The sequence below is a fragment of the Myxococcales bacterium genome (assembly GCA_016699535.1).
GTDB lineage: Bacteria > Myxococcota_A > Polyangia > Polyangiales.
The window spans coordinates 1,204,578-1,217,937 of record CP064980.1 but is presented as its reverse complement, the minus strand read 5'-3'; the positions used below and the strand labels follow the sequence as shown (position 1 = coordinate 1,217,937).

Genomic DNA, 13,360 nt, shown 5'->3' with positions numbered 1-13,360 from the left:
ATATTTTTCTCAGTTGTTCTCCGGATTTCGACTACCGCATAGGGATGGTCCGTGCTAGGTCCTGCCTACCTATGGGCGTGCCGAGAAGTAATCGATGAGATATCGGCAAAAACAGCACACGTACCGCTCCTCGTGCACGAGGTTTATCGACTGTTTTGCAGTATGGCTGCTGGCGGCCTTATCGATCCATCCAGCACTTGCCCGGGCGCAGTTCAATCAAAGCCCTGGCTCCGTCGTCGATCCGCGCTCTAATACAAGCAAACCACCACCACCGCCAGTATGGCGTTGGAGGCAGGTCGCAGCATCGCTCCGCACCCAAGGCCGTTTCACGATGGTTGAAGTCGATCCAAGCAACCCGCGCCTTATTATGGTGGGCACCGAGGAAGGTACGGTTCTTCGCTCCGAGGACGGCGGAGTCACTTGGAATGAGATCGAACCCGCTCCGCAGTCGATTCAACGTTTTACCCTCGCGCCCAAACAACCTGGTCTGCCAGCTCTGGGTGAACTCGTTCCACCGGAATACCAACTTTTCATTGACCCGCCGAACTCATTTTATCCAGAACGCTTATTTATTCCTTTTGAAACTTTGTTTTTGGATATCAAGCCAAGTTTCGTCAAAGGCGGGTTCATGCCTAAAGTCACGCTACCGCCGCGCGGCTTTCTGGGTGAAGCAACAGCTCAACGCTCACGAGAACTTAATTCCGTCTGGGCAATCGCTTATTGCCCGGGCGCTCCTTACAATGTAATCGTCACGTCCCAAAACGAGATCTACGGTTCATCCGATAGTGGCATGACCTACGTCCGTATTTTTGCGATTCCGCGTATCGCAACAGACTGGGCACGCTGCAATCCAAACAATCCCCTGGAAGTCGCTGTTTCAAGTCATTTTGGAGTGTTCTTATCACGCGACGGCGGGCTCACTTTTGATCAAGATCTCACAGGCTGGCCCGGCCGCGCAGCCTGGGCCGTCGAGTGGGGCATCACCGAAAACCGCAAACTCGCAAAACTTTACACATCAACCGGAGACTCGATCTTCGCGGGCAATCCATGGTCAGATGAAGGTCTGCGTTTTATCTATCCAGATTTCAATAATTCGGAGACCGCACCGTGGGCAGATATCTACGATATCAAGACCACCAAATCAGGTCAGGTGTGGATTGGTACCGAAGATGGTTTGCGCGTTTCGTATGATGGAGGCAAAAACTGGGCTGCCACTGCACGTACTCTATTTAGTCGCGGACGCGTTCGAAAACTCTTTGTTGGATGGAGCGAACAAGGAGAGGAGCGCGTCGTTGCGATTTGGGGTGCAAACAGGCCACGGATTTCTGGATCCAATTATCAGTCCCAAGTCCAAGGACCACTTTCGGATGTAATTATTAATCCACATCCCCCACGCGACTGGGCTTACTCAACCGACGACGGTGGACAAACCTGGCATCCTTTTTTCAATGACTTGACAAGGCGCACTATTCGGCATGCTACAGCCTCTCCCCCGATTAACGGGCAAGCTCCGCAGTGGTGGATTGCCACTCGCGGTGAGCTATGGGCAACCGACTATGTCATCGATCGCAGAGGCAGTGCCGTAGACCGCACTGCTAGCGAATGGGCCAAAGCAAAACTAGCCATGACGCCGCCACTCGATGTTGTATTGCGCGCCATGGTTGATGCACTCTATATTTCTAACGTCGAGATGCACCATTTCTTCGCACGGGCACGCGACGTGCGACCTTATGTTCCTCGCTTGGACGTTAACTTTTCCTTCCTTCAAAAAAACAAGGACTATTTTGAACAACAAGTTATCACAAGTCCCTATTTGCTAAGTTCCAATTCACAGCTGAGAGAATGGCAGTTTTTGGTCGAATTAAAATTTCTAATGCCACAAGGGGGACTTTTTATTGCCGAGGAAAGTGGTAAAGAACGTCTTGCTCTATATGATCTAAATAAACAAATTCGCTTCATTGCTGAAGATACCTGGCATGAACGACAAGTTCTTCTTAAGCGCATAGCCGAAGGAATGACGGATGAACTCGCTATTGAAGTTCTTCGAGCCCGTATTGAAGCACTCGAAGCGGTACTAGAAACGTGGACACGTCAACCTCTTCGCAACCTAATCCACTATAATCCCTGGGCCTTAGATGAGTAGAACCCATGTCATTAATGCGGTGGCACATGATAGCCGCATGTCGTATGCTTTTGGATCGCTAGCCAACCTTGATGATAATTCCGGTAAAGCAGTGAACACCTTAGCTACACGATTGCAAAAGAATTGTAACTTAAACCCAAAGCTAATTTTTCGGCTTGGCGTTCAAAAAGTTATATTGTTTGCTGGATTCTTCATCTTTGTTGGAGTGTGGCATTCACCGGCAAACGCAGAAGTCCCGATTATCGATCCACGAACAGACTCGAGCGAACCTCCTCCTCCACCCGAGTGGCGCTGGCGCCAAGTAGCTGCCTCGCTGCGCACCCAGGGCCGTTTCACGATCGTTGAGGTCAATCCCCAAAACCCGCGGCTCATCATGATCGGAACCGAAGAGGGTACCATAGTGCGCTCCGACGATGGCGGCGTCACGTGGATCGAGATCGAACCAGCCCCAAAAGCTGTCCAACGCTTTAGCCTCGCACCGAAAACACCGGGGCTGCCTGCTCTCGGCGAACTTGTACCACCCGATTACGCCATGTTCGTCGATCCTCCCGGAGCGAATTGGCCCGAGCGCGTATGGATTCCCTTTGACACTCTTTTCTTCAGCATCAAACCTGATTTCGTCGCTGGTGGCTTTATGCCAAAAGTCACGATGCCCGTACTGGGTTTCCTTACGGAAGCAACTGCCCAACGAGCAGCGTAACTGAACTCCATTTGGTCCGTTGCCTTTTGCCCAGGAGCACCCTACGACGTCATCGCAGCATCCCAGCATGAACTCTACGGATCTTCCGATTCCGGCTTCACATACGTGCGTCTGTTTGCAATCCCAGGAAACGTTCCTCTTGAATGGGCTCGTTGCAACCCAAACAACACTTTGGAAATCGTGGTAGCCAGCCATTTTGGCGTGTTTCTTTCGCGGGACGGTGGTCTCACTTTTGACCAGGATCTTACCGGTTGGCCAGGTCGTGCCGCCTGGGCAGTCGAATGGGGGATCACCGAGAAAAAGAATCTCTACAAACTGTATACCGGCACGGGTGACGTTATTTTCGCGGGAGATCCGTGGTCGGACAAAGGTTTGGAATTCATTTATCCTGATTTCAATAACTCCGAAACGGCTCCGTGGGGCACTATTTTCGATATCAAAACGACAAACTCGGGACAGGTCTGGATCGGTACAGACGATGGACTACGCGCCTCCTATGATGGTGGGCGAAATTGGAAAGCTGTTTCACGAACACTATTTAGTCGAGGTATGGTTCGTAAGCTTTTTGTCGGCTGGAACGAGCAGGGCGGGGAACGCGTCGTCGCCATCTGGGGCACCATACAAGCCCGTATTTCCGGTGCTATACCCACAGCTTCACAAATTCCGGTCCGTTAGCCAACATCATGATTAATCCCCATCCGCCACGAGACTGGGCCTACTCCACTGACGACGGCGGAAAGACTTGGCATCCTTTTTTCAACGATCTAACAAGGCGTACCATACGTCACGCTACAGCAAGTCCTCCTATCGGTGATCAACCAGCGCAGTGGTGGGTGGCCACTCGTGGTGAATTATGGGCGACCGATTACGTGGTTGATCGCTATGGAGCAGCGGTTGATACCGCAGCAGCGGAGTGGGCTAGATCCAAGCTTGCTGCCACCCCGCCCTTGGACGTGGTGATACAAGCGATGACCAGCTCAGTGTATATTTCAACGGAAGAGCTTGAAGCGTTGTTTCAACGAGCGAAAAACAAACGTCCCTATGTCCCAAGACTTGATTTCATCTTTCAACTCAATCGCCGTGACGCGAGTTCTTTCCAACAACAGCTCATTAGCTCACCCTACATGCTAAGCTCCTACTCCGACCTTCTCGAATGGAAATTCCTTGTCGAGCTTAAGTTCTTCCCCCCACAGGGTGGTATGTTTATTCTTGAGGAGGTCGGCGCAGAGCGCCTTGCTTTGTACGATCTCAATAAACAAGTTCGATACATCACGGAAGACTCTTGGCATGAACGAGCTGTCTTGTTGCAACGCATTGCAGCGGGCATGACCGACGAGCTTGAAATTGAAATTCTTCGCGCACGCATTGAATCGCTCGAAGCAGTGTTGGAAGTTTGGACACGTCAACCCCTTCGGAATCTGTTCGGCTACAGTCCTTGGAAGAAAATTCCAAACTAGGACAATATTTTTGGCATATTTTTGCCACAATTCGTATTAATTTCTTTTCGCATAGCTGCCCTTCTGCTATTTCGACAACACTGTCCATACCAAGTATCTTTTAGCTTCCTAGATAAGCCTGAGTTTTGGATAGGTTATAAGGGCTCAACAACCATGATGGTCGAATGCCAAAATTGCCAACACACCTTTCGTTGGCAAAAACCCATGCAAGGAGATGCGCCTTTTTCAATTGATTGCGCAGCTTGTGGATTTCGTTTCAGCGTCGATGAAGATGGGCAGACTTACAAAAAGCAAGCGCATCCTTGGATCTTGCGCAAACAAAATGGTCAAAACGAACTGATTAGCACCTTCGGCCAACTACTCCAGCGCATCGAAAACGGTGAGATTTCTGGAGACGATGAAATCTCCCGTAGCGGAAAACGCTGGAAAAAGCTCAGACAAATCGAAGGACTATCTAATCTGTTCGTGGCTGAATCTCGGCAACAAAACTTAGACCTTCAACCACAAACACCTGCTAGCTCAGAGCAAAATCGAGTACGGCACGCCACCATGGTGGGCATGCCATCATCGATTCCTCCTCCAAGTGCGATCGCTAGTAGCGCGAAAAAGACCATGGTTGGAGTACCGGTCCAGACACCTGCAAAGCAGCCACAAAAGGCAAAACCCATTGGCTCTCGCACGGTTTTGGGTACTCTACCCTTGGCTCAAAAGGCCTCTGCGGATCGTGAAAAACCGCCCTGGCAAAATTCTCCCATAGGTGAAAATCAATCCCCTTTGCCACTCGATGAGGGTTCGTTGCACTACTCCGAAACCACACTTCGAAGTCCAATGGCGCCCGAGCTCGCTATCTCGGCATCCCTCATTCGATGGCGGTGGTGGATTGTTGGTGGTATGGGAGCAATCATGATGCTTGCAAGTTTAGTCCTAATCGCCGCCATGCTAAGCGGGTGCGGCTACGTGAAAAGTTCCCAAGAAGAAGATCCAGCGCTGGAACAAAAAACGCTTGTCGAATTAAAACTCAGCCAAGCTCCGATCGAGTTTCCTTACCGAGACCCTTTGTCAGAAGACGCGATTCCACTAAGAAAAGTATTAGGGCACCTTAACCATATTCAACAAAGGAATGCAGGCCTGTTTTTAGAACTCAGTCCACTGTCGGGTACATGGGCTAGGTCGCAAGAGCTCAAGAGAACCTTAGTTGAACTGCGCAAAAGCGGTAAAACCGTTCACTGTCATATTCACAATGCAGACAATCTTTCTATTGCAGTGGCATCGATGGGATGTGATCGCATTAGCGCTACGCCCGGGGCACTGATTAACTTGGTTGGCGTTGCATTGCAGGTGAGCTACCTTAAAAACTTGCTCTCAAAAATAGGACTTTCTGCTGAACTTCTGCAAGTCGGTCGATTCAAAGGCGCAGCAGACCCTTTTACCCGAGACAGTATGCCAGAAGAAGTTCGGCAGTCCCTTAACCAGCTAGCAGATGATCTTCATGCTGAGCTTGTTGCTTCGTTGGTCGATGGCCGAAAGCTTAATGCAAAACAAGCTCAAGACATCATTAACAACGGACCGTACAGTGCTGAAGCAGCGTTAAAACTTGGACTGATTGATGCAGTCTCTTTTAAAGATGAAGCGCGACAACAAGCAAAAAATGCAAGTCATGCACTTCATGTGCAAGTTCTCGAAGAAACAGAAGACCCAGAAAAGGTAGATTTGGGCAAACTGTTTGAAAAACTCACTGAAGAGCCTGAAAATGAAGTTGAAGGAAATCGTGTTGCACTCGTCGTTCTATCAGGCACCATTGCCGAGAGTGAAAACGAAAGCGTAAACGGAATCCATTCAGGACCTGTACAGCGAATGCTTCGCAAAATTCGCGACAACCACGAGATCAAAGCCGTGGTTGTACGTATTAACTCTCCCGGTGGATCAGCTCTTGCGAGTGACCTCATTTGGAAGAGCCTTCGCGACCTTGGAAAGAAAAAGCCACTTATTATATCGATCGGAGATATGGCAGCAAGCGGCGGCTACTACATTGCTTCAGCTGGCGATACTGTTTTTGCTGAACAAACAAGCATCGTAGGCTCTATCGGCGTCGTTGGCGGCAAGGTGAGCGCTGCAGATCTGGCAAAGCGTCTTGGAGTTCACACGGAAATCATCAAACGAGGGAACCATGGCGCTTGGATGTCACCAGCGCAGCCCTTTTCCGCAGACGAGCGCAAAACTATTTTGAGCCTTATGGAACAGACCTATGAACTTTTCTTAAAGCGCATCACCGCGGGACGTGGACTGAGCGAGAAGCAATTGCAACCCGCTGCCGAAGGCCGCATCATGGTGGGAACGCGCGCACGTTCAGCCGGTCTAGTTGATGAAATAGGTGGCTTAGAAGAAGCCTTAGCTCTCGCAAAAAGCAAAGGTGGCCTTAACCCTGCTGCACCTGTGCAAGCATGGCCACCACCCAAAACTTTGCTTGCGGTGATCTCAGAAACCTTAGGTGTCCATTCATCGATAAGTACAAAACAACTGATGGCTTTGAGTAAAACCATTGGCAAGCAACTTGAACTTGAGCGAAGCCTAGACTGGTATTCTCTACTTCAAACAAGTCAGCAACCTGTACTGACCGTGCTACCCTTTCAAGTACAAGCCCAATAAAGGGGCTGCACTATTTGGCTAAAACATAGCTGGCTTCTAGTGCTCTGATTGGAAAGTGCTCTAGCGTCGCCCAAACACCCCATCGCTTGCAGCTGCACTCAGAATGCGAAGTGCTTCGCGATATCCGCGCCCCAATAGTGTTTTTCCGTTACGACGACTTAAAAACGGGAACTTACCTAAATCAGCAGAGACATTGAGAATCCTCACATGAGGATACTGCTGATGAATCAGATCCAATCCACGCTTTTCTTTTTCAGACAGCACAACATTCAAGGACTGCCGTGCCACTGCACCAAGTCCTTGCAGCGCAACGGATGACTCATTGGGCCGCGTTAAGTACGGCCGATATACATTGGAGATAACGACAACGTCGGCACCCGCTTCGACTGCTAAATCAACACTAAGCGTGCGCACTACCTCACCATCCATGTAGAAACGATCGCCGATCTTATATGGCCGGAATAGCACCGGCACGCAAGAAGACGCAGCCAAGGCTTGACTGATCGGCACGTCGTCTCGATAGCCTCTACCAAACACGACACGTTTGCTTTGATCAACATCCGCCGCGGTCACGATCAAGGTCTTATCGAGACGACGAAAATCGTTGATAGGTAGCCGCCGTGCAAGAAATTGTTCCAAACGATCAATGGAGAGTAGCCCACTTGAAAGATAGCCTGGGTTCTTCAGCTGCTCCAGCGTAGGCCACCCAATAAAATATCGACTTTTCAACGCGCCTTTTGAGTGTTGGCGACGCCAGGGCAAACGCATCCAATCCACCATCTGATCGGCACAAAAATTCTGCGCCGCAAATGCACTTACAATCGCGCCCGCAGAAGTCCCGACGTAGATATCTGGCTTGAGCCCAAGCTCCTCCAGCGCCTTGAGCGCACCTAAATGCGCTATACCTTTTGTAGCGCCCCCTGAACCCACAAACGCCAGCTTGGGATAGGAGCCCCGATTCACTGCATTCACAACCCTAGGGTCCCATAATCGTTAGGGAAAGTCGACTTTTGGAAGAACGCTTGGCCCTTAGGGAGCCTTTTTTGTTGAAGACCTTGCGCGATTCGCAAGCACGCCAAGCCTACGGCGCGCCGAAGCTGCAAATTCCGATCGCGGAAACTTTCGTAGTAGCTTTCGCAGGCTGCCCACCGCGTCATCGAGGTGCCCCAGCGATTCGTAACAGTGGCTCAATAGCCACAGCGCATCGTCATGCAGGGCCTTGCCTTCTTCGTCTTCGAGAACCGTTTGCACCAAAACCACCGCCTCTGCAGTCTGATTCAGTTTCTGCATGGCTCGTGCAAGCTCAAACCGTATAGCCAAAGCATCGGGACCATGTTCATCAAGTTTAAGCGCAGTTTTTAGAGCCTCAGCACCCTCCGCATATCGGCCATTGCCAAGTAGATTTAATCCTTCTTGATAATTGGTTCTGGCTAGTTCATGTCTGAACTTACGAACCTGCGCATCGAAGAACTTCTCTTCCGTAGGAGAAAGTGGTTCATTCTTTAGAGTCTCGTAACGATGAATCGCTTCTTCACGTTTTGATGAACGTATTAATCCATAAAATTCAAGCGCATGCTGCTCTGCGCGACTGCGACGCTCTAGCTTCTTGGACAGATCAGCCAATTGTCTTTTTGTCGCTTCGCTGTTTTTTACAACGCTGGCCTGTTCCGATTCAATTTCGTTAATCCGAGCATCCGATAGAAGCTTCAGGGCGATAAAAGAAAGTGCCGCAAAGAGAATGTAAGCAACCGCACTGTTCCAAAAAGACCGCCGTTCATCACTGGCTTGTCTTTTTGCAATAGACTTAATATCGGCCGCAAGAGAACTGGTCAGATTGTTGGTCTTTATAATTAGTCCACGCGATTCAATAATTTCTTTCTTGATCTCGCGAATCTCGTCTTCTGTTTCCAGCATAATTACGAAACGCTGATACCCCGAGGCGCCCACAATGGCAACGGATCTTCTCCCAAAACCACAAAACCACCCCTAGTTTACGACCGCGCAGCATAGTCGGAGCGCAATAGAGCCTGGGGAATTAAGCTTGCAACGAGGGGTAGGGTCCCCACGCGCAGTTCCGCAGCGAAGCGAGGACTGTCTGAGCGTGGGGACCCTACCCCTTCGTTGCATCAAGACTTCAAAGGATGAAAATGATCTCTGCGCTCTTCGATTAATACGGTGACCCAACTGCCCTACTCAACACGCTGAGCTCGCGTGGCTCAATCAATTTTAGCGTTCATGAATAATCGTAGCAATGCTTGTCGCATTGTGTTGTGCACCCATGTCTTGTGGCAAAGTGGAGACAAGCCTTCACGCGCAGTTCCACAGCGAAGCGAGGACTGTCTGAGCATGAAGGCTTGCCTCCACTTTGCAAGCTCAGCAAAAAATAAATTAAGTGAACCCCAAGTTTGTCTAACGGGTTCTAGCCAAGAGTGGGTATGCGGGCGCGTAGTTCTTTGGCGCGATCGCGGGCAAGAGGAACGCATAAATGATCAGGGTGATTCATTTGCAGAGCAAACACACCTTTGCTTACTACTTCGATAGCCTCAATCTTATCAAGACGGACAAGCACCGTTCGGTGGGAACGAAAAAATTCTTTTTCCGGCAAGATCTGTTCAAGCTCTGCAAGTGTGCGATCCAAAGGAAAACGAGCATCTTTAGTCACTGCCCACAATGTTCGTCGCGCGTTTCAAACGCTATAACATCTCTAAGATTTAAAAGAGAAAGCCCACGTTCACTTTTCACGGCAAAGCGCTCAAACGAATTGTCCACAGAAGATTTTGCCCCAACACGCAACAAGCTTTTTTTGAGACGTTCCAAGCGTACTGGCTTCAACAGATAATCATTGGCTTCAACATCGAAAGCTTGAAGCGCTCCTTCGCTATGTGCAGTGACAATAATAACTTTAAGCATTGATGAACGCGCCTTGAGTCGCTCAATGAGTGATAGACCGTCGGGCCCCGGCATACGCAAATCCACAAAGACAAGATCCACCGGCTGCTCTTCAAAACGTTGCAACGCTTCCGTAGCATTTTCCGCCTGACTCACTACTTTTACGCCCTCACACTGCCCCAAAAGAAAGGAGAGCTCATCACGAGCCAACGGTTCATCGTCCACCAACATGACACTTAGGGTTTTCATGGAGCACACTCCGCCACTGGCATACGCAACACACTTCGCGCACCAAGACTAGTCAAGCAAAGTTCTAGACTTGCTTTATCGCTGTACATCAAATGAAGTCGCTTCTTCAAGGTATCAAGCGCTATGCCCGCCCCTTTTGGAACATGTTGCATTGCACCCTGACATTGATCTTCTACCGCAATTTCAAGATCTCCACCATGCAGCTGAGCCGTTACAGTCACAACGCCTGCTCCTTTGTGAGCAGCGATACCATGCTTGATTGCGTTTTCAACCAGTGGTTGCAGAACGAGTGATGGTATTTGATAGGCATACAGATCAGATGGCACTTGCGTTACAATTCCTATGCGCTCCTCTCCAAGTCGCAATCGCTCAATAGCTAAATAAGCTTGAGCATGATCCAATTCTTCCTTAAGCGTGGTTCGCTCATCACTTCGCAAAAGATAACGATACAAATCCGCAAGATCGGAAACAAGTTCACGTGCTTTGTGTGGATCACGCCGAATCGTTGCACGCAATGCATTCAATGCATTAAATAGAAAATGTGGCTCTAGTCGTTGTCTCAAACTTTGTAAAGCTGATGCCTCAGCTGCCGATTGTGCTCTACTTAAGTCGACCGCGGCCTGCTCGCGCGCCATCACCAAATGCGCAACCGACAAAAAAAGCGTAACCGCTGCCGGATTAACGCTGATTTTTACTAGATGTGCTGGCCATGCAGGCACGTAGCGGGCTGCATCGCCCGCCCACAACAGTCCGATCCCAACGACCCCAAGATTGAGAGCTTGAACGAGTGAACAGGTAAAGAAACTACGCCAGCTCTTGAACAAATCTGGATATCGCTTCGATAGATAACCCGCGGCAGTTCCATCGACAAAAGAAGCAAACAGCACCCAAGGAGCAATCTGCACATCACTTCGTGCCGCAGCCAATAAACCACCACCAAGCCCAACGAGCAAACCCGCCTTAGGACCACCCAGCACCGCGGCAATCAAAATACCAATGCCGCGCAGGTTAATATGCTCACCGCCGACCTGTAAGCCCAACAAGCCCCCCCAAGCGGACAATCCCAAGCCCAAAAAAACCACGGCTAGTTTATCAATCCGCCGACCACGCCCCAGCACAACAGCACGCAAAGGAGGCAATAGCACCGCGACAAGTGCGGCAGAAGCCAATAGCCCCATCTTTTCAGCCAGCTCTATTAAAATCACCGTAACGTGCATCGCCTCACTGTAGCCAAGCTGTCTTGCACCGGCAACACAAGAAGCTTACACAGCATATGGAGCTCTCGAGCCCTTTGCTTTTGAGTTGCGCAGAGATATGGGCGATTAAAAAGGACGAAAGACGCCGTCAAGCACCAAAAAACCAAGTAAATCCCGATAGGCTCATAGGCAAAGCTCTCTAAATCAGAAGTCATGAAACTTGTTAATCGAAATATTCTTATTACTGGCGCTGCAAGTGGCATTGGGAAAAGCATGGCCATGCTCTGCGCCAAAAAACATGCAACGCTTATCCTATGGGATAGAGATCCAGAAGGGCTAAAGCAATGTCTAAGCGAATTGCCATCAACTGGGCCGGCTCCACACCGTAGCTACGTAATCGATCTTGCATCACGCGAACAAATCGAGAACACCGCCAAACGCACCCTTGAGCAAGTCGGACCTGTTGATGTCCTCATCAACAATGCGGGCGTCGTCAGCGGGAACGCTTTGCTCCAAATCACAGCAGAGCAAATTGAACGCACCTTCAAGGTCAATACACTCGCGCCTATTTGGACAACCCGTGCTTTCCTTCCGAGCATGCAACGCCGAGAAGCAGGACACATTGTCACTATCGCTTCTGCAGCCGGATTAGTTGGTGCCGCTAAACTAAGCGATTATTGCGCCAGCAAATTTGCAGCCATCGGTTTTGATGAGGCGCTCCGCGTTGAACTCAAGCGCAATAAAAGCCCTATTCGCACCACGATTATTTGCCCTTTTTACATCAACACCGGCATGTTTACTGGCGTAAAAACCCGTTTTCCATTGCTCCTACCCATCCTTGAGGGGCAGTATGTCGCAAAAAAAACAATCCGCGCGATCGAAAAAGACAAAGCAACGCTTATGATGCCGCGAATCTTACACCTGCTACCATTGCTTCGACTTTTACCTGTGCCCCTGTTTGATGCCTTGGCAAATTTTCTTGGGATCAATCACTCGATGGACGACTTTATTGGCCGAAAAACCCTTTCCAATGACGACCGCACATAGAACGAAGTTTATGAATGCGAAACATTTTCATTTCATTCTTCTCTTTGCCCTTGGAATAGGGAGCGCAGACCCCGCATTCGCGCAATCATCCGTATCCATACAAAACTACAAACTCCCGTCCCAAAATGAAACGCTTTGCATCAAAAAGCAATTTGTTAAAGGTAGCCATCATGAGAGACACATCGTCTTAGTCCATGGACTGACTTACTCTTCACATGTTTTTAATGTTGATACCCAAGACTACAGTCTTGTACGCTTTTTAGTTCAACATGGGCTAACAGTGTGGACACTTGACCTTGCAGGCTACGGCTGCTCCTCAAAAAACAATAAAAATGGTTTTATCTACGACACAGAGCATGCCAGCAAGGATCTGATCAACGCCATCCGCTTTATCCGTAAGAGCAGCACAGTCGACAAAGTCCACCTCATGGGATGGAGTTTCGGAACGGTCGTTGCATCCCGGGTCGCTCTAGAAAAGCCCCAATGGCTAAGCAAACTAGTTCTCTTCGCTCCTATTGTTCGCGGATTCGATGAAAAAGCACCTCATGAGGCGTGGCATCCAAACACTTGGCAACATGCCGCCAGTGATTTTCCTACGACCAAAGAGGGAACGATCGATTTTTCACGCGTCGAGCCACAGGTAGTCCATCACTTTCTTTCCAATTGCTGGAAGTACGACAAAGAGAGCAGTCCCAATGGTGGACGTCACGACCTGTTCCAGGGCCGAGCAAAAGAACTCATAGCATTGGATAAACTCCGGACACCTACACTCATACTCGGTGGCGACGCCGATCCGTATTTGGACTGGCCATGGATCGAAAAAATTCTAGCACAGCAAAAAAAAACCTTGATTAAACTCACACGCTTTAAGCAAGGCTCTCACATTCTAATGCTGGAAAAGCAAATTTACAGACCTTTCCGTCAGGCTCTACTCGATTTTGTAGTCGGACCGACGATCCCGAGCTATTGATGCGAAATCTAATTTTCATAGTTTTTGATTAAAACAGCGTATTTTCATCAAAACCCTGCCAAT

12 protein-coding genes are annotated in these 13,360 nt (G+C 49.5%); 7 read left to right on the top strand and 5 right to left on the bottom strand.

The window, feature by feature from the left end; translation table 11 throughout:
- The first annotated feature begins 94 nt into the window (after positions 1–94).
- From IPJ88_05780 to sppA, 5 genes are all read left to right on the top strand, one after another.
- Complete coding sequence (locus IPJ88_05780; protein ID QQR91239.1) at positions 95–2,143, top strand: hypothetical protein; 2,049 nt, start codon at positions 95–97, stop codon at positions 2,141–2,143.
- Positions 2,136–2,843, top strand: coding sequence for a hypothetical protein (locus IPJ88_05775; protein ID QQR91238.1), 708 nt, complete (start codon positions 2,136–2,138; stop codon positions 2,841–2,843). The genes IPJ88_05780 and IPJ88_05775 overlap by 8 nt, the downstream gene beginning before the upstream one ends.
- A 105-nt stretch (positions 2,844–2,948) precedes the next feature.
- Positions 2,949–3,518, top strand: coding sequence for a hypothetical protein (locus tag IPJ88_05770; protein ID QQR91237.1), 570 nt, complete (start codon positions 2,949–2,951; stop codon positions 3,516–3,518).
- Between the two features lie 8 nt (positions 3,519–3,526).
- Positions 3,527–4,300 carry a hypothetical protein gene (locus tag IPJ88_05765; GenBank protein ID QQR91236.1) on the top strand — a complete coding sequence of 258 codons (774 nt, stop codon included), beginning with the start codon at positions 3,527–3,529 and terminating at the stop codon, positions 4,298–4,300.
- 153 nt (positions 4,301–4,453) lie between these two features.
- The gene (gene sppA, locus IPJ88_05760; GenBank protein QQR91235.1) at positions 4,454–6,946 is read left to right on the top strand and encodes a signal peptide peptidase SppA; all 2,493 of its coding nucleotides are present in this window, start codon (positions 4,454–4,456) and stop codon (positions 6,944–6,946) included.
- A 60-nt stretch (positions 6,947–7,006) separates the two neighbouring features.
- Here sppA and IPJ88_05755 read toward each other — a convergent pair whose 3' ends face one another.
- The 5 genes from IPJ88_05755 to IPJ88_05735 form a co-directional block, all read right to left on the bottom strand.
- Positions 7,007–7,909, bottom strand: coding sequence for a patatin-like phospholipase family protein (locus IPJ88_05755; GenBank protein ID QQR91973.1), 903 nt, complete (start codon positions 7,907–7,909; stop codon positions 7,007–7,009).
- Between the two features lie 66 nt (positions 7,910–7,975).
- Positions 7,976–8,860, bottom strand: a complete 885-nt coding sequence (locus tag IPJ88_05750; protein ID QQR91234.1) for a tetratricopeptide repeat protein — start codon at positions 8,858–8,860, stop codon at positions 7,976–7,978.
- 505 nt (positions 8,861–9,365) lie between these two features.
- Entirely contained in the window at positions 9,366–9,608 is a 243-nt protein-coding gene (locus IPJ88_05745) for a LytTR family transcriptional regulator (protein ID QQR91233.1), read from the bottom strand.
- The gene (locus IPJ88_05740; GenBank protein ID QQR91232.1) at positions 9,605–10,084 is read right to left on the bottom strand and encodes a response regulator; all 480 of its coding nucleotides are present in this window, start codon (positions 10,082–10,084) and stop codon (positions 9,605–9,607) included. The genes IPJ88_05745 and IPJ88_05740 overlap by 4 nt, the downstream gene beginning before the upstream one ends.
- Entirely contained in the window at positions 10,081–11,301 is a 1,221-nt protein-coding gene (locus IPJ88_05735; GenBank protein ID QQR91231.1) for a histidine kinase, read from the bottom strand. Before IPJ88_05735 ends, IPJ88_05740 begins: the two co-directional genes overlap by 4 nt.
- A 192-nt stretch (positions 11,302–11,493) precedes the next feature.
- On the opposite strand from IPJ88_05735, the gene IPJ88_05730 reads away from it, so the two are divergent.
- Both IPJ88_05730 and IPJ88_05725 read left to right on the top strand, forming a co-directional pair.
- Positions 11,494–12,327 carry an SDR family oxidoreductase gene (locus IPJ88_05730; protein QQR91230.1) on the top strand — a complete coding sequence of 278 codons (834 nt, stop codon included), beginning with the start codon at positions 11,494–11,496 and terminating at the stop codon, positions 12,325–12,327.
- 10 nt (positions 12,328–12,337) lie between these two features.
- A complete protein-coding gene (locus IPJ88_05725) occupies positions 12,338–13,297 on the top strand; it encodes an alpha/beta fold hydrolase (protein ID QQR91229.1) in 960 nt (319 codons plus the stop codon).
- The last annotated feature ends 63 nt before the right edge of the window (positions 13,298–13,360 follow it).

Bases quoted from the DNA above. Each gene is read 5' to 3' on its own strand.
- IPJ88_05780 (QQR91239.1), top strand. From the start codon at position 95: ATGAGATATCGGCAAAAACAGCACACGTACCGCTCCTCGTGCACGAGG.
- IPJ88_05740 (QQR91232.1), bottom strand. From the start codon at position 10,084: ATGAAAACCCTAAGTGTCATGTTGGTGGACGATGAACCGTTGGCTCGT.
- IPJ88_05775 (QQR91238.1), top strand. From the start codon at position 2,136: ATGAGTAGAACCCATGTCATTAATGCGGTGGCACATGATAGCCGCATG.
- IPJ88_05750 (QQR91234.1), bottom strand. From the start codon at position 8,860: ATGCTGGAAACAGAAGACGAGATTCGCGAGATCAAGAAAGAAATTATT.
- IPJ88_05765 (QQR91236.1), top strand. From the start codon at position 3,527: ATGATTAATCCCCATCCGCCACGAGACTGGGCCTACTCCACTGACGAC.
- IPJ88_05725 (QQR91229.1), top strand. From the start codon at position 12,338: ATGAATGCGAAACATTTTCATTTCATTCTTCTCTTTGCCCTTGGAATA.
- IPJ88_05735 (QQR91231.1), bottom strand. From the start codon at position 11,301: ATGCACGTTACGGTGATTTTAATAGAGCTGGCTGAAAAGATGGGGCTA.
- sppA (QQR91235.1), top strand. From the start codon at position 4,454: ATGATGGTCGAATGCCAAAATTGCCAACACACCTTTCGTTGGCAAAAA.
- IPJ88_05730 (QQR91230.1), top strand. From the start codon at position 11,494: ATGAAACTTGTTAATCGAAATATTCTTATTACTGGCGCTGCAAGTGGC.